Annotated in this window: 23 protein-coding genes and 1 other annotated feature; of the genes, 19 read left to right on the top strand and 4 right to left on the bottom strand. The window is 46.4% G+C overall.

The window, feature by feature from the left end:
- Positions 1–11 precede the first annotated feature (11 nt).
- Positions 12–782 carry a class I SAM-dependent DNA methyltransferase gene (locus ACDJ58_RS20995; RefSeq protein ID WP_413372729.1) on the top strand — a complete coding sequence of 257 codons (771 nt, stop codon included), beginning with the start codon at positions 12–14 and terminating at the stop codon, positions 780–782.
- A gap of 79 nt (positions 783–861) precedes the next feature.
- Here ACDJ58_RS20995 and ACDJ58_RS20990 read toward each other — a convergent pair whose 3' ends face one another.
- The gene (locus tag ACDJ58_RS20990; RefSeq protein WP_413372728.1) at positions 862–1818 is read right to left on the bottom strand and encodes an IS30 family transposase; all 957 of its coding nucleotides are present in this window, start codon (positions 1816–1818) and stop codon (positions 862–864) included.
- Between the two features lie 224 nt (positions 1819–2042).
- Here ACDJ58_RS20990 and ACDJ58_RS20985 point away from each other — a divergent pair, with 224 nt between their 5' ends.
- Together ACDJ58_RS20985 and leuS are read left to right on the top strand one after the other, a co-directional pair.
- A complete protein-coding gene (locus ACDJ58_RS20985) occupies positions 2043–2999 on the top strand; it encodes a phosphotransferase family protein (RefSeq protein ID WP_413372726.1) in 957 nt (318 codons plus the stop codon).
- Positions 3000–3097: 98 nt separating this feature from the next.
- Positions 3098–3365: a binding site (T-box leader), on the top strand.
- Positions 3366–3437: 72 nt separating this feature from the next.
- Entirely contained in the window at positions 3438–5882 is a 2445-nt protein-coding gene (gene leuS / locus ACDJ58_RS20980; protein ID WP_413372725.1) for a leucine--tRNA ligase, read from the top strand.
- On the opposite strand, the gene comER is transcribed toward leuS, so the two are convergent.
- A complete protein-coding gene (gene comER, locus ACDJ58_RS20975) occupies positions 5863–6708 on the bottom strand; it encodes a late competence protein ComER (protein WP_063567276.1) in 846 nt (281 codons plus the stop codon). The genes leuS and comER overlap by 20 nt on opposite strands.
- A gap of 186 nt (positions 6709–6894) precedes the next feature.
- Between comER and ACDJ58_RS20970 the strand changes: the two genes are divergently transcribed.
- The 10 genes from ACDJ58_RS20970 to ACDJ58_RS20925 all read left to right on the top strand — a co-directional run bounded on the left by ACDJ58_RS20970 (position 6895) and on the right by ACDJ58_RS20925 (position 16712).
- Positions 6895–7482 carry a ComEA family DNA-binding protein gene (locus ACDJ58_RS20970; protein WP_413372723.1) on the top strand — a complete coding sequence of 196 codons (588 nt, stop codon included), beginning with the start codon at positions 6895–6897 and terminating at the stop codon, positions 7480–7482.
- A 95-nt stretch (positions 7483–7577) separates the two neighbouring features.
- Positions 7578–8099: a deoxycytidylate deaminase gene (locus ACDJ58_RS20965; protein WP_076288061.1), complete on the top strand. Its 522-nt coding sequence runs from the start codon at positions 7578–7580 to the stop codon at positions 8097–8099.
- Between the two features lie 104 nt (positions 8100–8203).
- Positions 8204–11068, top strand: coding sequence for a ComEC/Rec2 family competence protein (locus ACDJ58_RS20960; protein WP_413372722.1), 2865 nt, complete (start codon positions 8204–8206; stop codon positions 11066–11068).
- A gap of 863 nt (positions 11069–11931) precedes the next feature.
- A complete protein-coding gene (locus tag ACDJ58_RS20955; RefSeq protein WP_413372721.1) occupies positions 11932–12366 on the top strand; it encodes a YciI family protein in 435 nt (144 codons plus the stop codon).
- On the top strand, positions 12363–13640 hold the full coding sequence (locus tag ACDJ58_RS20950; RefSeq protein ID WP_413372720.1) for an RNA polymerase sigma factor: 1278 nt from the start codon (positions 12363–12365) through the stop codon (positions 13638–13640). The genes ACDJ58_RS20955 and ACDJ58_RS20950 overlap by 4 nt, the downstream gene beginning before the upstream one ends.
- Positions 13637–14059: a YciI family protein gene (locus tag ACDJ58_RS20945; RefSeq protein ID WP_413372719.1), complete on the top strand. Its 423-nt coding sequence runs from the start codon at positions 13637–13639 to the stop codon at positions 14057–14059. The genes ACDJ58_RS20950 and ACDJ58_RS20945 overlap by 4 nt, the downstream gene beginning before the upstream one ends.
- A 219-nt stretch (positions 14060–14278) precedes the next feature.
- Positions 14279–14434, top strand: a complete 156-nt coding sequence (locus ACDJ58_RS20940; RefSeq protein WP_413372718.1) for a hypothetical protein — start codon at positions 14279–14281, stop codon at positions 14432–14434.
- Positions 14435–14620: 186 nt separating this feature from the next.
- Positions 14621–15439, top strand: a complete 819-nt coding sequence (locus ACDJ58_RS20935) for an alpha/beta fold hydrolase (protein ID WP_413372717.1) — start codon at positions 14621–14623, stop codon at positions 15437–15439.
- 356 nt (positions 15440–15795) lie between these two features.
- Positions 15796–16191, top strand: a complete 396-nt coding sequence (locus tag ACDJ58_RS20930; RefSeq protein WP_413372716.1) for a VOC family protein — start codon at positions 15796–15798, stop codon at positions 16189–16191.
- Positions 16192–16526: 335 nt separating this feature from the next.
- A complete protein-coding gene (locus tag ACDJ58_RS20925; protein WP_379443674.1) occupies positions 16527–16712 on the top strand; it encodes a hypothetical protein in 186 nt (61 codons plus the stop codon).
- A 392-nt stretch (positions 16713–17104) separates the two neighbouring features.
- Here ACDJ58_RS20925 and ACDJ58_RS20920 read toward each other — a convergent pair whose 3' ends face one another.
- On the bottom strand, positions 17105–17407 hold the full coding sequence (locus ACDJ58_RS20920) for a hypothetical protein (RefSeq protein WP_053781298.1): 303 nt from the start codon (positions 17405–17407) through the stop codon (positions 17105–17107).
- 459 nt (positions 17408–17866) lie between these two features.
- Between ACDJ58_RS20920 and ACDJ58_RS20915 the strand changes: the two genes are divergently transcribed.
- The 3 genes from ACDJ58_RS20915 (at position 17867) to holA (ending at position 20939) form a co-directional block, all read left to right on the top strand.
- Complete coding sequence (locus tag ACDJ58_RS20915; RefSeq protein ID WP_413372715.1) at positions 17867–18415, top strand: RNA polymerase sigma factor; 549 nt, start codon at positions 17867–17869, stop codon at positions 18413–18415.
- Positions 18412–19665, top strand: coding sequence for a zf-HC2 domain-containing protein (locus tag ACDJ58_RS20910; protein ID WP_413372714.1), 1254 nt, complete (start codon positions 18412–18414; stop codon positions 19663–19665). The genes ACDJ58_RS20915 and ACDJ58_RS20910 overlap by 4 nt, the downstream gene beginning before the upstream one ends.
- 257 nt (positions 19666–19922) lie before the next feature.
- Positions 19923–20939 (top strand): DNA polymerase III subunit delta, encoded by a 1017-nt coding sequence (gene holA / locus ACDJ58_RS20905; protein ID WP_413372712.1) that lies wholly within the window; start codon positions 19923–19925, stop codon positions 20937–20939.
- A gap of 166 nt (positions 20940–21105) precedes the next feature.
- On the opposite strand, the gene rpsT is transcribed toward holA, so the two are convergent.
- The gene (gene rpsT, locus ACDJ58_RS20900; protein WP_024628504.1) at positions 21106–21378 is read right to left on the bottom strand and encodes a 30S ribosomal protein S20; all 273 of its coding nucleotides are present in this window, start codon (positions 21376–21378) and stop codon (positions 21106–21108) included.
- A gap of 175 nt (positions 21379–21553) precedes the next feature.
- Here rpsT and gpr point away from each other — a divergent pair, with 175 nt between their 5' ends.
- The 3 genes from gpr (at position 21554) to ACDJ58_RS20885 (ending at position 24426) form a co-directional block, all read left to right on the top strand.
- On the top strand, positions 21554–22555 hold the full coding sequence (gene gpr, locus ACDJ58_RS20895; RefSeq protein WP_113053797.1) for a GPR endopeptidase: 1002 nt from the start codon (positions 21554–21556) through the stop codon (positions 22553–22555).
- 161 nt (positions 22556–22716) lie between these two features.
- On the top strand, positions 22717–24012 hold the full coding sequence (locus tag ACDJ58_RS20890; protein WP_413372710.1) for a stage II sporulation protein P: 1296 nt from the start codon (positions 22717–22719) through the stop codon (positions 24010–24012).
- 54 nt (positions 24013–24066) lie between these two features.
- Entirely contained in the window at positions 24067–24426 is a 360-nt protein-coding gene (locus ACDJ58_RS20885; RefSeq protein WP_413372709.1) for a hypothetical protein, read from the top strand.
- The last annotated feature ends 34 nt before the right edge of the window (positions 24427–24460 follow it).

The raw sequence follows: 24460 nt of genomic DNA, 5'->3' as shown, positions 1-24460 counted from the left end.
CGGTGCCTGACATGTCTTACCGGAAATTTGCCTATGTGTACGATGAATTAATGGAGGATATGCCTTATCCGGACTGGATAAGGTTTGCGAGAACGGCTTGGGAACGGCATGGCATGCCGAAAAGTGTGGCTGAACTGGGCTGTGGAACCGGCTCAATTACGATTCCACTGGTGAACTCCGGCTTTGAAGTTACAGGTATTGACCTGTCGGCAGACATGTTGTCTGTTGCACGCAGTAAAATGGAGGCAACGCCTCAAGGACACCGCTTATATCGGGAAGGCAGTGTCCGTTGGGTACAGCAGGATATGCGAGACTGGAGAGTACCGGATCCTGTGGAATCGGTGATATCGTTCTGTGATTGCGTGAATTATTTGCTTGAAAAAGAGGATGTCGTTCGTACATTTCAGCGTACTTATGAGATGTTGAAGCCGGAGGGCACGTTCCTGTTCGATGTACATCATCCGAATACCCTTATTCGATACGAAGAGGAGCAACCTTTTGTGTTGGACGAACGTTCCGTATCGTATATTTGGACCTGTGATATGGATCATGATCGGTGTGAGATTGAGCATCATCTGAGTATCTTTTCGCGTGTGGCTGAGAGCGGTAAGGATATGTACCAGCGGTTTGAAGAGGTTCATGTTCAGCGTGCGTATGATCCGGACTGGATGAAGCTGGAGCTGACGAAGGCCGGTTTCAGAGATGTACGTGTATATGCTGATTTTGAGTGGAAAGAAGCGGGAGAAGGCGCACAGCGTCTGTTTTATGTAGCCGTGAAATAGGATTATGATGTAGAGCTGTCCTTATGATGCATAAGGGCAGTTTTTTATGTAAAAGAATGTTTTTTTATATAACGGATTGTCAAACCAAGTGCGACAGTTCCTTTATGAAAGATTCGTGAGCGGTTTTCCAGCCCAGACATTTTCGGGGGCGATGGTTGATTAAGTGAAGCGAACGCTCCAATGTTGCATCTGATATTTGCTTAAAGTCCGTGCCCTTGGGAAAGAACTCTCGAAGTAAGCCGTTCGCATTCTCATTCGAACCGCGTTGCCAGGAAGAGTAAGGGTCAGCAAAATAAATCTGTACGTCGTGTGTTTGTTCCAGGTTCGCGTAGCAGGCGAACTCCTTGCCACGGTCTGCCGTAGCGGTTCGAAAAGCCTTAGTAGGATACTGAGCAGCGGCTACGCCAAAGGCGATCTCCATCGACAAAGCCGTCCGATCGGGCATTTGAATCGCGGTGTACAGACGTGTTTTCCGTTCAATGAAGGTTGCTACACAACCCTTGCTCTTTCCACGTCCCGAAACCACCGTGTCCAGTTCCCAATGCCCAAATGTTTCCCGAGAGCGAACGTCCTTCGGACGCTCGGAAATGGGTCTGCCTACAGCAAACTTACCGCGTGTTTCCGCAGGTTTCTGACGTTTACCTTTGTGCCGGAGTACATGCAAAGCACCTTTGGTTAGACGACCTGCATAGATCCAGCGGTAGATCGTTTTAAAACATACGGTGGGTCGATTTTCAGTTTTAAAGCGCTCCACGATCTGTTCAGGGGACCATGTGGCGTGCAACTTCTCTTCCAGCTCTTCAGCATGTGCTTTCGTCCATCTACCCTTGGATACGGAAGCTTTGCGGCGCTGCACATAAGCTTGTTGTGATCTTTCTGCCTGATAAGATTGTAGTTGAACATTCCGGCTGATCTCCCGGCAAATGGTCGTATGATGCCGACCAAGTTCCTCGGCGATGGCTCTTGCACTTTTCCCTTGTCGATGTAGGATTTCTAGCTTGCTGCGTTCGATTATGCTAAGATGTGAATAACTCATGGACTGATTCTCCTTGTGTGAATGCTGGTGTGGTAACTTTCATTCTACACGAATCAGGCTATGAGCCATTTTTTATTTCCAGTAGGTGTCGCACTTCATATTACAATCCGTCATATGTAATAAAAGCTATTGCCAGCGGGGTTAGAGAAAGCCATACTAGTTGAATGGAAACCGTTTTCTTAAATAGTAGAATCCTGAAAATTAAAATTCTGGGTGGGTGCAGAATGGAAAGTACATACAAAACAAGGCTGACTTCCAAACAGTTAGACGGAATTGTGCAGCAGCATTTTAACACAGGTATCCAAGAATACAAAGAGATGATCGACGGCTGGGCAAACCACGCTTACTTTATCACTAAGGACGACGGACAGAAGGTTGTACTCAAAATAGCTCCTTCTAATGGAATTAAGCTGATGCGCTGTGAACAGCATGTCATGGTTGCTGAGGTTGAGGCACTACGACTCGCAGCAGAGCTTCAGGATGTACCCGTTCCCCGGGTATTGGCCTATGATCCATCGCTCACCCTGGTTCCGGCAGAATATTTTATTATGGAGTATATGCCAGGGACGCCTTATAACAAAGTCAAGGATCAGTACAGTGCAGAAGAGCAGGAATCCATTGAGCAGCAACTGGGTGCATACAATCGTCGGATCAATGAAATTAAAGGGGAGAAATATGGTTACTTTTCCTCAAAGAAACCGCATCATGCGACGTGGAAAGAAGCTTTCCTGAGCCTGATGGATGATATGCTCGCAGATGGCAAAGAAGCGGGAGTGGAATTTTCGATCCGTTATGAGGAACTGGAGCGTTTGATTCAAGAAAAATCGGATATGCTGGATGACGTCAAAGAGCCTGTGCTTGTGCATTGGGATTTATGGGATGGGAATTTATTTGTGGAGGCGGGGGAAATCACAGCCATTATCGATTTCGAACGATCCCTCTGGGCAGATCCTCTAATGGAGCACTACTTCAGTCATTTTAATAATACACCAGGATTCCTCAAAGGATATGGAAGAGCAGCTACAACAGATAGTGAACGAAAAAGAAGAATTTTATATGATCTGTACTTTGATCTGGCGCTGAGAATCGAGTGTACTTATCGTCAATACGATAACAAGGAACATATTCAGTGGACGATTGATAACCTAGAAGAAGGAATCAAGCGATTCCAGTCGTTCTGATGTGCATGCTGATGCATAGCATCGTTTATAGGCAACAGATCGTATTATATTGACTTTAGTGTTACTTTTTTATATAATGGTGCGGATCATATCGTATACATATTTCGATGATAAGGATCAGTAGTGAGTCCTGTACATGACAGAGAGCCGGCGGTTGGTGCAAGCCGGTTGACAGTATTTCACGAACTCGCCTTGGAGAAATGCGGTGATTACACCATCTTGCAAACGACCGAAGTAACACTCGGGCTCAGGAATGGAAATCCGCATCGGTTAACCGCCGTTACAGGTCCAAAGGGAGTGGATGACGAAGCACGTTCGTCCGCTAACTAGGGTGGTACCACGGGAATTCAACCTCTCGTCCCTAGCGCTGCAAACGCTACGGGATGCTGAGGTTTTTTTGTTGCAATAAAAGCGAATAACCAAGAGGAGGAACAATAGATGAGTGAGAACCAACAGCCGAAACACGGCTACCAACCACAAGTCATGGAGAAAAGTTGGCAGCAATACTGGGATGACAATAAAACGTTTAAAACGGGTGAAGACCCGGTTAAACCAAAGTTCTATGCATTGGATATGTTCCCGTATCCATCCGGTTCGGGCCTGCACGTAGGTCACCCAGAAGGATACACGGCAACGGATATTGTTTCCCGTTACAAACGTATGCGCGGTTACAATGTATTGCATCCAATGGGTTGGGACGCTTTTGGTCTGCCTGCTGAGCAGCATGCATTGGATACAGGTGAACATCCACGGCATATTACATTCCGCAATATTGACAATTTCCGTCGCCAGATCAAGTCACTCGGTTTCTCATATGACTGGGATCGGGAGATCAGCACAACAGACCCTGAATACTATAAATGGACGCAATGGATTTTCATCCAGTTGTACAATAAAGGCTTGGCTTATGTCGATGAAGTGGCAGTAAACTGGTGTGAAGCTTTGGGTACGGTACTGGCGAACGAAGAGGTTATCGACGGTAAGAGTGAGCGTGGTGGACATCCGGTCGTTCGTAAACCGATGCGCCAATGGGTATTGAGAATTACGGAATATGCAGAGCGTTTGCTGGAAGACCTGGAAGAGCTTGACTGGTCGGAAAGCATCAAGGATATGCAGCGCAACTGGATCGGCAAATCGACCGGGGCGGAAGTTACTTTTGCCATTGAGGGTCATGAAGAAGTCATTAAGGTATTTACGACACGTGCAGATACGTTGTTCGGCGCAAGTTATGCTGTATTGGCACCTGAGCATGAACTGGTGGAAGTCATTACAACGACAGAACAGCGTGAAGCAATCAAGGCATATCAGGAACAAGCTGCTCGCAAGAGCGATCTGGAACGCACCGATTTGGCTAAAGACAAAACCGGTGTGTTCACAGGAACTTATGCAATCAATCCGGTAAACGGAGCGAAGGTGCCAATCTGGATCGCCGATTATGTTCTGGCTGGATATGGCACAGGGGCAATCATGGCCGTTCCGGGACATGACGCTCGTGACTGGGAGTTTGCGAAACAGTTTGGTCTGGACATCATTGAGGTTGTACAGGGTGGCGACGTGACACAAGAAGCGTATTCCGGAGACGGACCGCATGTGAACTCCGATTTCCTGAACGGATTGAACAACGAAGAAGCGATTGCGAAGATGATTGCCTGGTTGGAAGAGAACGGTAAGGGACAAGGCAAAACGACCTACCGTCTGCGTGACTGGTTGTTCAGCCGTCAGCGTTACTGGGGTGAGCCAATCCCGATTCTGCATCTGGAAGATGGAACGATGAAGACGGTGCCGGAAGATCAACTGCCTTTGCTGTTGCCAGATATTGACCAGATCAAACCTTCGGGTACTGGAGAATCACCACTGGCGAATGTTACGGAATGGGTTAACACCGTAGATCCGGAAACGGGAATGAAAGCACGTCGCGAGACGAACACGATGCCACAATGGGCCGGTAGCTGCTGGTATTACCTGCGCTTTATCGATCCGCACAATGTCAAGGAACTGATCTCTCAGGAGAAACAGCAGCAGTGGCTTCCGGTTGATCTGTACATCGGGGGAGCAGAGCACGCTGTGCTTCACTTGCTGTACGCTCGTTTCTGGCATAAAGTGCTGTATGATCTGGGTGTGGTGCATACCAAAGAGCCGTTCCACAAACTGGTCAACCAAGGTATGATCCTGGGAACCAACAATGAGAAGATGAGTAAATCTCGTGGTAATGTTATTAACCCGGATGAGATCGTCAATGAATTCGGTGCAGATACATTGCGTCTGTATGAAATGTTCATGGGGCCTTTGGAAGCGACAAAACCGTGGAACGCTAACGGGGTTGAGGGCATGCACCGCTTCCTGTCACGTGTATGGCGTCTGTTCATCAATGAAGATACAGGTGCAATCCATGACAAGATCACAGCAGATGGTGGAACCGATGAGTTCCAGCGGACAGCACACAAGACGATCAAAAAGGTTACAGAGGATCTGGAACATCTGCGTTTCAACACAGCAATCAGCCAGTTGATGATTTTCATCAACGATGCGTACAAAGCAGATACGCTGCCGCGTAAAGCAATGGAGAACTTTGTACAGCTCTTGTCACCGCTGGCACCGCATATGGCAGAGGAGCTGTGGAGCCGTCTCGGTCATGAAGGTGGAATCTCTTACGTAGCTTGGCCTGAGTATGATGAGTCCATGACGGTGGACGCTGAAGTGGAGATTGTTGTTCAAGTGAATGGCAAAATTGTAACCCGTGCTACGATCGCGAAGGATCTGGACGCACAGGGCATGCAGGACTTTACAATGGAACTTGCACCTGTGAAACAGGCACTGGAAGGCAAGACCATTCGCAAGGTCATTGCCGTTCCAGGCAAACTCGTTAATATTGTTGCCGGTTAATCTCACCGGCTTTGAATAGTTCATCCAGCTTCAACAAATCTTCATCATATTTGTCATGAGTCGTCTGGATCAGACTGTCAAAAACACCATTCAGACTCACCTTTAGCAGGGCAAGTGCCTGTGCGGTGATGCCGCCAGGTACAGCCACGCGAGCCTGAAGTTCTTGCGGGGTGTATCCTCCTTCGGTGAGCAGCTTGCCTGTTCCCAGGAGCATCTCGCCGGCAAGAGCGCAGGCGTCGGCTCGTTTGATGCCTGTAAGCTTAACGGCACTTTCGATCCATTGCTCCAGAAAGAACGATATGAATGCAGGTCCGCAGCTGGAGAAGTCGGATGTGATCCGGGTGCAGGCTTCATCCACTTGATAGGGTCTGCCGATATGACTGAGCAGCCCTTCCAGCACAGCGCGGTCTTCGGTAGTCATTCGTTCACCGTGTATACACAGGGACGCTCCGCTGCCGACCTGGTGCGTAACGCTGGGGATAACTTTGGAGACTTTGCAAGGAAGTGAAGATTCCAGATGGCGCAGCTGCACGGGACTGGTGATCGAGACGATTATATGATTGGGATTCACGACAGGCAGGATGTCGTCAATGACATGTTTGAATTCAAGTGGCTTCACGCACAAAAAGATGATATTGCTGCGGATGACGGTTTCCCGGTTGCTCTGTGATTCATGCAGACCGGGGTAACGGAGGGATAACTGCCGTACTTTGGAAGGGGTTCTATTGCTGGCGGCGATCTGCCGTGGCTCAAGTGCACCGGATTGAATCAAGGCATAGATCAGCAGGCTGCCCATGCTGCCGGTTCCGATAAATCCAACCTTCATTGTTCAGGCCTCCTTTCATGCTTTAAGGTAATGGCGCAGTTCTTTCCCTCTAGTGTATGCGTCAGGACCTGCTTCACATGACATGAAAATAATACAGCTTGGTTTACCAGGCAAGTCCAACGGTTCGGAAGCACCGCCCGTGTTCAGAATAGATTTATTTTGAATCCAGGGAGAGGTGTAGAAGAAATGAGATGGAACAAGGGGATGACCATTGCTGCTGCGGTGGTCGGATGTATACTGATATTATGGTCGGGCAAAAGTGAACAGCCGCCTTCTGGCTGGGAACCTATGCAGCTCGCCACCGAGAAGCCGACAATAGAGCAGGAAACCCCTGCTGTACAGTCGGCTACTTTGGTTCAGGAACAAACGAAGGCTTCCGATTCAGAACAGAGACCGTCAACAACAGAGGCCCCTGCAGAGACTAATCAGGTTGATGCCACAGCAGGGAAAGTGGCTGATCAGACAGTTGCAGTTAAGCAAACGGATACTTCTACTGATGGGACACAAACGAAATCCGAGGCAGCGGTTGTTTCACCAGACAATAACCAAGCTTTGGTGAGCAATGAAGCTGTCGACAATGGCAAAATTGATGTCAATACAGCTCCGGCAGCGAAGCTTATGGACCTTCCTGGAATTGGGGAGAAAAAGGCGCAAGCCATTATTGATTATCGTAATTCCCATGGTCCTTTTACCAAAGTCAGCGATCTGACCAAGGTGAAAGGAATCGGAATGAAGATGCTGGAGAAAATGGCTCCTTATGTTCAGATCAGGTAATCACGCAATATTAAATATTAGGATATAAGTTGAATTGGAAATGACATAAGAACGAAGGATGGGTTCAACTTGTATCCGATGGGAGGGAAACGGTTATGAGCACGGCAGACGTACGCAAAGACTGGGATACGTATTTCATGGACATCGCATATATGGTCTCTACCCGTTCCCGCTGTTCACGCCGTCATGTTGGGGCTGTACTTGTGCAGGGGAAGAAACTGCTTGGAACAGCCTATAACGGTGCGCCCATGGGGGTTCCGGACTGCTCTGAAGCAGGATGCATGATCTCGGAAGAATATGAGCTGGTGGTAACCGACGGTCAGGAGGAAATGGTTAAAAAGCAGCGCTGCATTCGTACCATTCATGCGGAGCAGAATTTGCTTTTGTTCACCGATCGAATTGACCGCGAAGGCTCTTCTGTATATGTCACGGATGAACCTTGCTGGACTTGTTCCAATATGCTTGCGAATAGCGGTATTACAGAAATCGTGTTTCATCGCCCATATCCCAAGGATACAGGCAAGGTTACAAACATGATGAAGCAGAAAGGCATTACGTTTCGTCAGCTGGGAAATTACCAGCCTCCACGTGAGACGATGATGACGGTAAGTGATTAGAACCAATATAATATTCGAATTTGCGGGGAAGAACCTCCGGTTGCTGTATCAGCTGCCGGGGGTTTTTCTGCGTTCATACGGGTGACACAAAGGAGGGGGAGAAAATGAAAGGCAGGCCTTTACTGGTATTTACCGTCTGCTGGTTATGCGGTAGTGGGATGGCATGTGCATTATCGGGTTGGTCCTTGATCGTGGGAATGATCGGGGCATTCGTTTGTCTGCCACTTTTACTACGATGGATTGATATACGTGGTTGGTCCATCTTGTTACTGATCGGAGCACTCGTTGGCGGTGCTGTGCACTGGGAATGGAATGATGCGCGGAATCGGAGCAGTCTGCCCGATATCACACATATGGCTGCGGAGGATTTGGACGGTTATGCAGCTACCTTTGAAGGTAAGCTTATGTCTGATGTACGCATAGATGGGGATCGGGCCGATTTTGAAATGCAGGTCACGTCGATGCTTTCACTATCCGATGGACTCTCGACAGTAGTGTCAGAAGCGCGAACAGCGCCTAACGTGAGAGAACGTCTAATGGTCCAGGTTCGCCTGGCTGAGGAAGAAGAACAGCAAGAAGCAGCAGGGTGGCAGCGAGGGGATACGATAACGTTGACGGGTTCGCTTGCGCTTCCCGGCGAAGCCAGAAATTTTGGTGGGTTTGACTATCGAAATTACCTAAGGACTCTTCATATTAATTGGTTGTTTAAAGTGAAGGGGGCCAGCTCGGTAACCACCGTTCCGCCCGAAGGGCTGGGGAAACTCAATATCCTCCGGTGGAATGACATCGTCAGGCATAAGCTTGGCGCAGCGGTAGAACAGATATTTCCCGAACCTCATGCGGGCTATATGAAAGGCTTGATTATCGGAATGGCTAATGATATCGATCCGGATACATATGGACAATTTTCACAGCTTGGTTTAACTCATATATTGGCGATCTCCGGAACACATGTCGCGGTGTATGTCGCATCGTTGCTGCTCCTTTTATCCTGGCTTAGGTTAACCCGAGAAACATCGCTCACCATTGTGTTGTTGCTAATACCTGCATATGTACTGTTGTCTGGCGGTTCGCCATCGGTCGTTCGTGCGGGTATCATGTCCATGATTGGTTTGTATATGGCGCGGCGCGGGCTTGCGAGGGATGGATTGCAGATGATCAGTGCAGCAGCGTTGTTGATGATGTGGTGGAATCCGTATTTTTTACTAAGCGTGAGCTTTCAGCTATCTTTTCTGGTAACAGCCGGACTGATGATTTATATGCCACTGATTAATCGGATATTTAGCAGTTGGCCCAAAGGACTTGCAGCAACAGCTTCTGTGACGGTAACAGCACAGCTCATTTCTTTTCCGGTCACGATTCTGTATTTCAACCAGTTTTCACTGCTTTCATTTGTCGCAAACTTCCTGCTTGTATCTTTGATCAGTGCCATTGTACTTCCTCTTGGAACGGTTGCCCTGATTTTATCGTTTCTTTGGATGCCTCTGGCTAAACCATTGGCGTGGATTGCTATTATGCTGAACAAATTGACCTTTGTAAGTGTGGAATGGATGAACAGTTTACCTGGATTTGTGCTGATCTGGGCTACCCCATCGCTACTGTGGATTGCAGCATATTATGCCGTTCTCTATGCACTTTTGCGGGTCCTTAATCGCGGCCGAGGTGACCAGCCTGTTGTTCAGGGCACAGAAGAGGATACGGCTCCACTAGATCGCCGATTTGTTGGAGGAACGCCTGAAAGGGCTCTGGGGCTGTCTGGGTTGTCTAATGTATCATCACAAGGATTAAACAAAGGTCGACGTGAGGTTAGTCCTGGTTCGATGACAACATTAAGTGCAAGTATTGCCTGGCCGGAATATACAAGTGCATTTGCTGCGCGAGGGGCGGGTTTTTACTCTGGTGAACGGATGAACGTCTTCCACAAATGGATGTGTGCGCTGCTGGCTCTCAGCTTTGTGGTGGGATTATGGTGGGCGTACCAGACACCGCAACCTGCGGGGACAGGAGTGGTGCAGTTTTTGGATATCGGACAAGGAGACAGTACACTAATTACAACACCTGAAGGTAAACATATATTGGTCGATGGTGGAGGTACAGTCCAGTTCGGGAAGTCTGAACAATCCTGGAAGACACGACGTGATCCATACGAAGTAGGGGCCAAGGTGGTCGTTCCTTTATTGAAAAAGCGGGGGATTCATCGGTTGGACGCCGTAATCGTAACCCATGCCGATCAGGATCATGCTGGGGGATTACAGGCAGTGCTCGAACAGATCCCGGTGGAACGATTCATGTTCAATGGGACAACCAGCGGTACAGCCAATTTCGAGAAATTGCTGGATACCGTTATAGACAAGCGGATTCCGTTGTATGCCATTCGCCAAGGGATGTCCTACGCTCCTGATGGAGAGACCAGACTACATTTTATATATCCGGATCTTGAGAAAGGGATGAATACAGGAGAAAGATTGCCCGTCTCGGAACATCAGAATCATGATTCGGTTGTCTTTATGCTGGAAATGGCAGGCGCATCCTTATTGTTCACGGGAGACATGGATGCTGCAGCCGAGCAGGATCTGCTCTATATGATTCAGGATGGATCGCTCGCAGCCTCGTTTGGGCAATACGGTGCAGATGCTACATTAGCAGATGTTTCCGTTCAGGAGATGTTTACACGTCATTCGGGGGAGAATCATGAGGAGGTTCCTGTCACCATAGATGTATTAAAAGTTGCACACCACGGTAGCAAAACATCGTCAACGGAAGCTTGGTTACAGTACTGGAATGCATCCGCATCTGTGATATCTGCTGGGTCCAACAATACATATGGACATCCCAATCCTGGGGTGCTTGAACGTCTTGTAGATTCGGGTACAGCCATCTATCGAACAGATCAAATGGGGGAGATTCAGATGAAGATCAAAGATGGGAAGATTGATGTGCGCTATAAGTTGGTTCCAAACAGCCCATAATGAATTTTTTTATAGTGCAGGATAATGGTTATTTTTACCGAATAATAGTTCGGCTCAGCTTTGAGGAGAGCTAGAGAGATACCTGGTGATCGTTGTAGGTCACCACACAAATTGATAATAGCTCCACAGTAAATGATAAAAAAAACAGCGCAAAGCCTTGTAAATCAAGGGGGATTCCCACAAGAAAAGATAAAACTATGATTTAAGAACGAATGTTCTTGTTTCAGGACAATTGCCGTGAGTCCCCATTAGGACGATTTATGATAATTAAATCTAGACAGCCGGCAATTAATCAGCTGTCTTTTTCATTAAACTAACGGGCAGGTTAGTTTGATAAATTTGAGTATCCTCTTAACTGGACTGGCACATGTCACGCTCTCACAAGCGTATATTAGCTCTAAGCTTGATAGCTCCAAGTAGCCTTACTACCTGGAGTTGAGTTTGCCGCTAGTTGGAAGGCATTTGCGAGGGGAAAAGAGGAGTTCGGATGGAGGATCAAAAGCAATTGGAAGAAATGAAAGATATCTTATATCGTTTTTTTTGTTTTAAGCAACTAAGTGCTCTAATCTAGGCTGAGGATAAGAATTTTTTTTCATTTTTTCTACATACGAGCACTTATTAGTAAGCGGACGATTTGTTATTTACCGTCACAATGTGACTACACAGCATAGAAGGTGTAAAGACCTACTTAGAAGAATTATTCAAATAAACACTAGTGACTAATTGGTATCCTGGAGTGGACTTTCGATTTTTTTTAAAACTTTCAACTTTACTTGTCGATTATGATGTTTGGCATTCGTCGTTATGTTGAGAGCCTGAGAAATGAATCTTACAGCATCTATTAAGAAGGAGGAGACGAAAACATGAAATTTATGATGATTGTCAAAGCAACAAAGGATTCTGAGGCTGGGAACCCGCCTAGCCCCGAACTATTCGAAGCAATGATGCGGTTTAATGAAGAGTTGGCTAAAGCAGGGGTGTTGGTGGCCGCAGATGGACTGCATCCAAGTTCTGGAGCGATCCAGATTTCTTACCCGGAACCTGGAGGAAAACCTACGATTGTGGATGGTCCATTTACAGAATCCAAGGAAGTGATTGCTGGATATACACTAATTGAGGTGAGATCACGGGAAGAGGCGATAGAGTGGGCGCTGAAAATGCCTGACCCACACGGAATGGGAGAGGGACAGATTGAGTTAAGGCAGGTATTCGAAGGAACTGATCTGACGAATGATGCCAAAATGCTAGCCGCCCATGAAGTACTGACTGCACAATTAAAGCAACGTAATCAGCCATGATGGAGAGTAATGTCCATCGCAAGGTCGATGCAATCTGGCGAATGGAATCGCCGAAGATCATTGCCGTATTAACCCGAATGGTGCGTGATATCGAACTCGCTGAAGATCTTGCCCAAGACGTAATGCTCATTGCGCTACAAAAGTGGCCAGAAATGGGCATTCCTGATAATCCTGGTGCTTGGCTGATGGCTGCAGCCAAAAGACGTGCCATTGACATGATGCGAAGAAACAAGGTACAACAGCGAAAATATGAAGAGGTCGGCCGCAGTTCGGACATGTTTGATGAACAAGAGATAAGTGCATCGGATGGAGCAGTGGGGGATGATCTTCTGCGATTGATCTTCATGACGTGTCATCCGATATTGACTCGTGAAGCTCGCCTCTCGTTAACCCTTCGTTTGCTCTGTGGACTGACGACCGATGAAATTGCCCGTGCCCTGTTCGCTGCCGAACCGACCATTGCCCAGCGGATCGTGCGTGCAAAACGGACATTGCGCGATGGCAGGGCAGAATTTCAGATTCCGGAAGGAATCGAACTCAAGGAACGCCTCAAAACCGTAATGGAAGTGATCTATCTTTTATTCAATGAAGGATATGCCGCGACAACGGGTACTTCCTGGATACGTCCGTTATTATGCCAAGAAGCGCTGAGGATGGGACGAATCTTAGCAGAGCTTGCAAAGGAAGAACCAGAAGTCCATGGATTGGTCGCGTTAATGGAACTTCAATCATCTCGTTTTAGGACCCGAGTAAATTCTTCAGGTGAGCCGATCCTTTTGCAGGACCAAAATCGGGGATTATGGGACCATCTATTAATTCGTCGAGGGATGACAGCGCTTGAGCGTGCAAAATCGTTCGGTCCCCCACTTGGTCCTTATACGTTGCAGGCCTCCATTTCCGCATGCCATGCTGAGGCACGTACTGCCGAGAACACCGACTGGATCAAGATCGCCGCGTTGTATGAAGCCTTATCTCGGGTTCTTCCCTCACCAGTCGTTGAGTTAAACCGGGCAGTAGCTATCGCAATGGCGTTTGGCGTGGAATTTGGCCTCCAGCTTGTAGAGCAATTGGAAACAGTAAAAGCGTTGCGAGAATATCATCTGCTGCCCAGCGTGAAAGGAGATTTCCTCGAAAAGCTCGGACGAAACAACGAGGCATATCAGGCATATCAATACGCAGCCTCACTCGCACAAAATGATCAGGAACGGGTGTTGTTGCTTAAACGTGCTGCAAGATGCAAACCAGCGTTTCACGGGGAAGGGGAAGAAGCATGAGATATGTTCTGTTAACCAAAGCAAGTCGGCATTCTGAAGCTGGCATCCATGCAAGTCAAGAGAGTCGTGCAGCGTTGGAAATGTTTCTTCAAGAACTTGATACGGCGGGTATTCTGCTCACATATGAAATGTTATATCCAAGCAATAACGGGTTGCAATTAACGTTTCCTGATCCGAATGGCCAACCGGCTATGAAATCAGGTCCGCTGAATAACGCACAGGAACTCATAGCGGGATATACGGTCATTCAAGTGGAATCTGAAGAAGAGGCTATTGCTTGGGCTAGACGGATGCCTGACCCGAACGGGTATGGAGAAGGGAGCATCGAACTGCGTCGAATCCAAGACCCCGTCGTTAATAATAGTCATGCATTGGCTTACGGAATGGAAAACGAATTGAAAAATCAACTGGGCCTGTAATGGAACAACATTAGTGTGTCCGCAAAGGAGAATACAACCATGAACCACGTAGTTACAGAATACATCGAATCCATTGAAAGAACCTTGGCAACGCCAGTTATGTAACGAACTGCGAGAACTTGTACAATCCGTCATTCCTGATGCACAGGAACGGATACAATATAACATTTTCTGAAAGACGGGAAATATGTTGGCGTCATTTCCGCTTCGAAGGATGCAGTGAGTTTCACCATATTTAATACCGCAGCACTGACATTCCCAGAAGGTTTCGATGGACCAGCGGAACGAAAAACGAATAAATTGCGTGAGGGCCAAGAATGGAGCAAGAAATTATTAACTTCCTTGTTGAATCAGGCTGCTTCGACGTTGGAATAAAATTTTTATACAGCTGCCAACTGGGTTGGCGGCTTTTTCATTGTCGTGGATACAACAGTACAGGGAAGATGAAATAAAAATTTTTAGTAATGTCGATTTCGATAAAGAGTGTTCGTCGTGTAAGTATAGATGCATAAGATTGCATATTTCATCACCTCAAATTCTAATGTTAAAGGAGATTTAAACATGAATATCATCATTTCTAAAGACGGGACTAAAATCGCATACGACAAAATCGGGCAAGGACCAGCGCTGATTCTCGTGGCAGGAGCTTTCAGCTACCGAAAGTTTCCTGGCCAGGTGCAGTTAGCTAAGGAATTGTCCGATCAGTTCACGGTATATAATTACGATCGGCGTGGCAGAGGGGACAGTGGAGACGGAGAACATTATTCCATCGAGAGAGAAATTGAGGATCTAGAGGCCCTTATTGAAGAAGCCGGAGGGAAAGCGTACGTATGGGGGCTATCATCCGGGGCGGTTCTGGCTATGAACGCTGCGGAGAAGGGTGCTAAAATCACCAAATTAGCTCTGCATGAGCCTCCGTTCATCGTAAAAGCGACTGATCGTACACCACCTGAGGATTTCCTGGATCAGGTGACTCGATTGATCGAGGAAGAAAAACGGGCAGAAGCCATCAAGTACTTTATGACGCAAGGCATGGGTGCTCCTGCATTGATCGTATCCATGATGCGTATCATGCCTGGCGTATGGGCTAATCTCATGTCTGTTGCCCATACGCTTCCATACGATGCTCGATTGATGCAAGGCTATATGTCTGGCACGCCTTTACCCACTCAGTTGGGAAAAGGGATTACCCAACCATCTCTCGTTTTGGAAGGTGTCGAAAGTCCGCCTTCACTACGTAGTGGGGCACAAGCACTTGCAAGCATACTCCCCAACGCAGAGTTACTAAGCAAAAAAGGGCTCGGGCATACAAAAAAACTAAATGCCAAACTTATTGGATCGGAGTTAACAGCCTTTTTTTTGTTAAAGATCATAGATTAATTACTCTCTGTCAGCCAGTTATATGATTTAAACATAGCATGTTTTCCTCAGTCTAAGATTTTGGTTTTCAATTTGAGTTACACTAAATGATATGTACAGAAATTGGAGAGCTAAAAGAACAGATGCTCTTAATGACATGTTAAATGTACTTATTCCAGGTATCAGTGTATAAATTACCTGGTGCAACGGTGTGGATAATAAGTAAAATTAATGATGATTCCCTGGGGTTTCTTACGAGACTCTGGGACTCAACATGTAAAGAAATTTTTTAAAAAATTTTTCCTTTGTCGATTTCATCAATGTATGTTCGTCGTAATTATAGAAGGACAAATTAAAATTGAAAGGTTGTTGAAAAAATGGGAGCACATTTAAACTCTTATCTAATGTCGGAGGATGCAAGAAGCCAGGCGGATTTTTACGTAAAGTCACTCGGTGGGGAAATTCTATCACTTAAAACATTTGCTGAGGCACCAGGAACTCAAGAAATGATGAAGGATAAAGTTATGCATCTGTCTTTGATGTTAGCTGGAGAAAATATGTTAATGATCTCCGATTCCTTTGAACCGGTATCCAGCAACCGCAGCATCAGTCTTGCTTTAACCTATGACAATGAGTCTGAAGCTAGAGAGGCATACGCCAAGCTGGGTGAGGGTGGAGAAAACAAGTATCCTTTTGCTTTGCAACCATGGGGTGCATACTATGGTGAAGTTATAGATAAATTCGGTGTTACGTGGATGATTACCAAACCTTAAACCTAGTTTCACGAACTTTTTTTGCTGACGATCTTGAGCTTTCTGAAAGCATGTTTGATGGTCCACCAGAAAGAAAAACATTGAAGCATTGTCGAGGGACAAGAACTTGTACCGATTACCGTATTTGACAAGAACATGTTCCCATTAACGATTAGGCATGTATCACGTCATATATCGGTAGCTAATTCATTAAGCTCCCTAACGGGAAATTCTAGTTTAGGAAAATTCAGGATCAGTTTGCCACCAAGATTTCTCCTCCTTATATTTAGGGAGAAATTTTTCAATATGTTTGTAATTGGGAATCAATCTTGGTGATTTTCGAGGAGGGGAGCAATATGAAACGTGTTATTATTACCCTGTTTGGAATTCTTGTGATCAGTTTTGTTTTATTATTGGGGGTTCGGTTCATAGGCTTCCCTGTACCCATAGTTATTGAGCATTCAAAGATTCCCGCAGAGAATGAATTAAAGTATCATGAGGGAGGTAACTCGAAGGCTCAAATAATCTGGTGGGGAGAATAGCCGATATATTCAGAGGGCAAGCGGCAGCTAATATTATGGCTGCTGTTTTCAACTGGTGTCGTTGGCTTTTTTTCAGCAGTTATGCAGAATTCCATTATCATTACCTTGGAATGATAATGGTCTCAAAACAGGCTCGTTTGGCCTGGGGAGATCCAACAAGTATAACCCAGGAGATGAGTTCAAAGGGTGAGATTGAAGTGTGGGTATATAGGTAGCTCGGCAGGTATACGTGCATTAGGTTTTGTCGGTGGAAAACTAATTGTCATTTATTAATTTTATGTATGAAGTACATCATTTGCTCGTAGAATGAAACCAAAAGCCCGCTTTCCGGTATACTCCTCGGGGAGAATACCGGAAAGCGGGCTAATTTTGGAATGACTTATAACAATGAATTATTCAACGCCATCTTTGAAGTGTTTACTCCAATGTTTGTCGCCTTTGTGCAACAGATCTTCTACGGTTTTCTCAAGCGTCAGCAAGAGCTGTGCTCGTACATCAAGCACGGTTTCTCTGTACAAGCGTTCTTCCGATCCGACGATTTTATCGCCGTATAATGCCTGTGCAGCGGTGTATTTCCGATGTTCCTCAACCAGGGTATCAATAGACTGCAACGCATGTTCCACAAAATGGGATATGCTTTGATATTCTTTGGGCATTTGTTCTTTTAACGCTTGAATTTTTGCAAGAGCTGGCATGCTCATCACCTCGTGTTATGAATGTAAATTTACAATACACTGTTTTCATGAAAATTACATTAAAATGAGCTTAAATTTGTACGAAATTTGAACTTTTTTATTTTCAATGCTATAAGTGTGGTTAGCTATAATGTATGCCATTGTAATTAAATTGAGTCGTGTAAGTACTGGAATGACTTTTGAGCTAGCTTGATGACTCGTTATGCAATTTCTGTTATTCTAAGAGAAGATTTCAGCGGCCCCAATACATAAGCCGTTATTTTGTTATGGCAATATAAGATAAACGTCTATCGACGCACCTCAGGGAAAGCAGACCGCGTTTAGTGGAAGTTTTTCTTGCGGTATCCGGATGCGGAATCTCCGAAGTTTTACTTTATGATATCTAAAAAAAATACTTAACTTTGCAACAATTTTATTGATGGTCACGTCTGTAAGGTTGCAGGGAGAGGGGGATCCTTTGTGGTAGAGCCGGAACTCATCAGAGCCGCTCAATCGGGCGATCGCGACGCTCTAATTACCCTATTGCGGGACAGTGAACAGCATGTTTATCGGACCGCATATTACATTCTAAATAATGAACAAGACGCTTTGGATGCTGCTCAGGAAGCGTTGATCCGAATTTACACCAAGATTAATTCATATGAGGAAAAGGCCCAGTTTAAGACATGGGTTCAGCGCATCGTCACGAATATCTGTATTGACAAATTCAGAAGAACCAAGCCCTCCGTCTCCATTGACGAGCATGATATGGTTTTTCAGGACAATCAGGATGTGGAATTCGAAGTGATGTCCACATATGTGGCAAAGGATATTCAGGATGCCATTAACAAGCTACCTGAGCATCATCGTACCGTTATTGTTCTAAGATATTTGCAGGACTTATCCTATAACGAAATTGCGGATTGCCTCGATCTTCCGTTGAATACGGTTAAATCTTATTTATTTAGAGCCAGACAGCAATTACAGAATCTACTACAGGAGTATCAGAAAGGTGGTGTGACAGGATGAAATGCGAAGAGGTGGTGGAATGGATGCACCGGTATCTGGATCATGATCTGGGTGAGGCGGAAACTGCGCAGATGCTACAGCATGTGGCCCAATGCGCGGAGTGCGCCGAAAATTTTAGTTTGCTCAGAGCTCTCTCCAGAGAACTGGAATATTTGCCCCAGGTAACCCCGAGATTCAGTCTGGTTGATGCCATTATGCCGCAACTGGATGCAATCGACGAAGCGAAGAGGGAACAAAGCAGTACAATACAGGAAATGAGTCCTGTCCCTGCTGCGTTTGAGAATTTACAGCGTTCAAGTGAGCGGAAACCGAAGCAAAAATGGTTGAATTCTATGGCAGGCCGGATGTCCATGGGCGCAGCAGCAGCTGTTGTACTGGGCGTTGCCATTTTCGGATATCAGCCAGAGAAGATTGAAAATGCAGAAATGATAATGAGTACTGGCAGTACTCAAGAAGGCGGGAATGAGGATCAAAATCCACTGAGCAGAGAGATCAATAATGAAGATTCATCCTCCTCTCTACAGAGCGATAACAGCGTGTGGGTTGACACTTCGGAAAGTCAGCCATCCGCTCAAGATAAACAAGCTCAAGAGGTAGGTCCTAAAGAAGACGGTTCAGAGAAGGTGCAGGAACCTGAATTGAAGGAAGACCAAACTCCTAAACAGCCGGATACGGGGTCAGAATTGAACAAGAGTGATGCAACGAAAAACACCCCTTCCAGTTCCAATCCTGCTGATAGTACCCAGAGTATGGATCAGCAAAAAAGTCAGGATTCAGGATCTGCTACCGGACCTTCGGCAGGCTCTACTGAGAGTGGAGCAACGGAGCCTGAAAATGGGGACGCGCAATCATTAACTTCTCAGGATATGCCTGATGTTAAGGTAGAAGAGCCGACAGAGGGCGTTACGAGTCCTGATTCCGAGACAGGCATGGATGCATCGGGAGGCAATAAAGGATTGGTTGCCACGGATTCAGGTGCACTTGCCACCACGACTCCAAAAGAATGGAAGTCACCCGATGGCTCCTATCTGGTCATGCTGCTCGGCGATCAGATCAGCATCTACTCTAAACCTGCCGCTGACCCGGATGTGCTTAATCTGGTCGAGCAACGTAATGTGGAGGGTACACTAAAATCTGCGAGCTGGTCCAAGGATAGCACTATATTCAATTACGAGACAGATCAAGATGGGACAACAGTGAAGAAATCATTTAACGTGTCCACTGCCTCAAGCGGAACCTCTGCCAAATAGGCTGTAAATTACACGTTTGGCCTCAAGACTTGCTGAACATTTCTGTTGTATCAAGAATATATTGAAAGTAACAACAACGTCCTATCTCAGTTGGAATAACTGACGTCGTATGACCGCGCACCAGCCTTTTCTAGAATTGTTGGTGTCAGCGTTTATATAGATTTAGGACAGGGGCCTTCATCCGTTAACCGGATGCAAGGCCCCTTTGTTGTCTGTCACGTTTTCTGGTAGGATAAAAGGGATAAGGGGGCACCGTGATGGATGTAAAGAGTGCGACAAAGGCAATACGTAATGGAGAAACGGCTCCGGTATATGTGCTGTACGGAACGGAGAAGTACCAGATACAGCAATTTACGGATATGTTAAAACAACAGGTAATTGAAGAAGAGCACCGAGAATTTGCGATCATACCATATGATCTCTCTGAAACACCTGTGGAAGTGGTCATTGAAGAAGCGGAGACGGTTCCATTTCTTGTTCCACGTAAACTCATTATCGTTCGCGATGCTAATTTGTTTACAGCAGGCAAGGATTCCAAAATTGATCACCAGATTGATCGGCTGCTTACATATATGGACAATCCGGCAGATTATAGTACTATTGTGTTTCTGGCCCAAGGGGATAAGCTGGATGAGCGTAAAAAACTAGTCAAGGCAGCCAAGAAACAAGCCGTAGTCCTTGTATTTGCTCCGCTAAGTGGTGAAGAGCTGCTGGGTTGGATTGTAAAGCTGGCGAAGCAACGGGATGTATCTTTTGAGACTGGAGCAGCAGACACGCTTGTGAATTATGCAGGAACAGGCTTGCAGACATTATCTGCGGAAGTGGACAAATTGTGTTTGTTCGCTGGTAACGGAGGCACGATCAAACGCGCGGATATCGAATCACTGGTGGCGCGAAGCACCGAGCAGAATGTGTTCGCTTTGGTGGAGGAGCTTGCTAACTTGCGGCTGGAGAAAGCGTTGGGTCTTTTTTATGAGTTGCTGAAGCAGCGTGAAGAACCGATCAAAATTGCAGCGTTGATTGCCCGTCAATTCCGAATTATGATCCAGGTAAAAGAGTTAGGGCAGCAGAGTTACTCCCAACAGCAGATTGCCAGCCAGCTTGGTCTGCATCCATATGCTGTCAAAATTGCTGGTGAACAGGCTCGCAAGTTTCAGGCAGAACGTTTGAGGCTAATTCTGAGTCATCTCAGTGAACTGGATTATCAGATGAAGACCGGGGCAGTGGATAAAGTGCTCGGACTGGAGCTTTTCTTGTTAAGGCTCGGAGCTTAAACTTAGATAAAACTGTAACACAAAGCGGCCTTTATTTCGTTGATGGTGAGATCATCGGAATAAAGGCCGCTTCGTTTAAATGAGTGCTTATAGAATCAGATACTAAAAAATCCTGAAAGCTCTTGCTGTTCAGGATTTTTCCATTAGATCGTATAAGTAACGCTTCTTACGCTTGTGCGGAAAGAGCGTTCAGTTTTTTCGCCAAGCGAGACTTTTTGCGGGCTGCAGCATTTTTATGAACCAGACCTTTAGTTACAGCCTTGTCCAGCTTTTTGGAAGCAGCTTGAATCGCAGCTTTTGCAGTATCAACTTCGTTACTTACCAGAGCAGCATCAGCAGCTTTAACAGCTGTACGGAGTGCAGATTTCTGAGAAGCGTTGAGTGCGCGGCGCTTGTCGCTCGTTTTTACGCGTTTAACAGCGGATTTGATGTTTGGCATTACATTCACCTCCTGTAAGGCATTTGCATGAATACAAACGTTTCACAACTTAAAATATTCTAGCACGCTGGCATGCAAATTGCAACAGATTTTCCTATGATGTTCGATAGTGCTGCATAAAGCACACCATTTTCCCACACAATATGCTCAAATGCGGTAAGGGAGGCAGGGACAGATGACACTGGATTTGCAAAATTATGCAGTTCGTACCGACTTGGCAATTGACTCCAAGGAGATGGCTCAGGGGGGGCAGAAACAGACGATTCCCGGGCTGCGGGAGGATGTGGATGAGAAAGACGGTATCAAAATCACACGTATTGATGTGCTTGATGATGCAGCCGCTTCAGCAATTGGGCGTGTGAAGGGGCACTATGTCACTTTGGAGGTTCCATCGCTTCGTAACGGGGATACCGATCTTCAGGAGCGGGTGGCGGCAGAATTCACGCGAGAGATGGAAGATTTTTTGGCCAAAGCGGGAATTAACAAGACGTCCAAGGTGCTGATTGTGGGTTTGGGCAACCTGAACGTCACGCCTGATTCACTTGGTCCACTGGTAGTGGAGAATCTGATGGTTACCCGTCAGTATTTTGAACTGGTACCGGATCAGGTTGCACCCGGTTATCGGGAGGTCAGTGCCATTGCGCCGGGTGTGCTGGGTACAACAGGTATTGAATCCAGTGACATCGTGCAAGCGATTGTGGATCGAACGAAACCGGATGCGATCATTGCGATTGATGCGCTGGCTTCACGCTCCCTCGAACGTGTTAATACAACGATTCAAGTGGCAGACATCGGCATTCATCCTGGCTCAGGCATTGGGAACAAGCGACGTGGACTTACACGTGAAATTTTGGGTGTTCCCTGCATTGCCATCGGTGTGCCTACCGTATGTTATGCGTCGACCATCGTGAATAACGTCATCGAAATGATGCGTACTCATTTTCGGCAAGAGACCGATCAGACGAAACAGATTATGGGCATGCTGGACGATATCGGCGAAAATGACCGTCTTAGTTTGGTAAAAGAGGTACTGGAGCCACTAGGTCATGATCTGATCGTTACCCCCAAAGAAATCGATGAATTTGTCGAAGATATTGCCAATATTATTGCAACAGGTCTAAATGCAGCGCTCCATGATGCGGTAAATGCTGAGAATGTAGCCGCCTACACCCATTAATTAACATTTGAAATTTAAATGCTTGAGACTCCTGTGAAGAAGGTCCGAATCTATCGGACTTTCTTTTTTGTGTGCAATCTTCTTTTTCCTGTTCTATCAAATCTGGCAGGCTCATAGAGTTGAAGTATAAGCGTTGTCCAGCAGGGAAGGAGACAGAAGCAATGAACAAAATATTGGCCTGGAATATTGGTAAATGGAAAAAGAGATGTTTGCACGTGCTGGCCATGGGCCGTACGTTGTTGTTGCTTATGATTATATCTGCCTTGTTTTTTGTTGTACTCGGTCTAGGGGGCATGGCAGAGAAGCATTTGAATAGCTCACCCGTTTCTTCTATGAAAGGATTTGCGGGAGCCGTATCAAGTAGCTTTTTTGTGGACATGCTCGGCATGGAAATGCCGCATCTAACTCAGAAGGAACAGGCTTCAGCATTTTCTGGTGAGAATCTGACTTCGTTTGTATTCCAACTGCTGACGAATGTGAATCCGCAAGACCCCAAAAGTCTAATCGCTAGAGAAATGCCTGGCATGGGTTCCAATCAACCCGTACTGCTGCGACCAGGGTCGGGAAATGAAAAAGCTGAAGCTCCAGAAGATTATCAGCCGGGTCCTGGACTCATCGATACGGCATCAGCAGGCGGAGGAAAGTCAGGTGGCGAGCAGCATGTCCCACCAGGTCAGGATAATCCAGATCCATCTGATCCGCAGGATTCGGGTGATGGCGAAGTAAAGGGTGATCCCCCACCGAAGAGTGGAGGTAAAGATGAACCGAGCAAACCAACGACAGGAAAAAAAGCGATTCTTGTCTACCATTCCCATCCACGTGAAGGATACAATCCTCTCTTGGGCACGAAGAGTGACAATCCTTCCTCTGGTAAATCGACTGGTAATGTTTTTCAAGTGGGAACCTACTTGTCCGACAGCTTGGAGAAGCTGGGGATTGGGGTGGAACATGCGCAGGAGGATTACCCAACCAAGGTCAAGGATTACAACTGGAATTATTCCTATAAATACTCCCGTCAGACGGTGAAAACTGCACTCGCTCAAAATGATGATCTTACGTATCTTATCGATATTCATCGTGACTCACAGCGTCATAACAAAACAACGACGACCATTAATAATCTGGGTTATGCCAAAGTATATTTTATTATAGGACATGAAAATCCAAACTGGCAGCAGAATGAAGCCTTTGCGGCCAAAATTCATAAGAAGCTGGAAGCGAAATATCCTGGGGTATCTCGGGGCGTCTGGGGCAAGGACGGCGGAGGGGCCAACAATGGTGAATACAACCAGACGCTTTCTCCCAACAGTATATTGATTGAGATTGGCGGCATCGACAATACGGCTGCTGAACTGGAGCGGACTTCCAAAGTACTCGCCGACATGATTGCAGAGGTGTACTGGAATGATCAGAAGGTGGACAAAGCGAGTGCGGAAAAGACATCACAAGGTGGCTAGTATTCCTGATATGGAAGAATAGAAGAATCGAAGATATAACAGGAGGCGAGGAATGTGTCCAGATTCGGCAAAAGATTGTTTTCCATCTGTGTATTAATGTTGCTGGGTGTACTGTTTGGAATGCAGCTGGCAGGCAGCAACTTTAATAGGGGCGATGATTCGACTGGCAACCCTGCAGTGGTGAAAACGGAGCCGGTGTCACCGGCTGCCGAGTCTGTTCCGACCGCGGCGGTACAACAGGAGGTCAAAGAACCCCCAGCCGTACCTGTTCTGTCACCGAGTCAGGTGCTTGGCGCAGAGCAGAGCAAAGCACCGGTCGACGTGCTGGCTGACAAAACGGCAGGTCTTCTTCAAAATCTGTCCCATAACGGAATGAAGTGGGTAGTATCCTTATTTAGCGGAGTCGCTGAATAAAAGGTTATGAAATATAGGCAAAATATACCCTTGG

Source organism: Paenibacillus taichungensis, from assembly GCF_047302525.1.
In the GTDB taxonomy this organism is placed as follows: domain Bacteria; phylum Bacillota; class Bacilli; order Paenibacillales; family Paenibacillaceae; genus Paenibacillus; species Paenibacillus taichungensis_B.
This window is presented reverse-complemented; position numbering and strand designations above follow the sequence as displayed.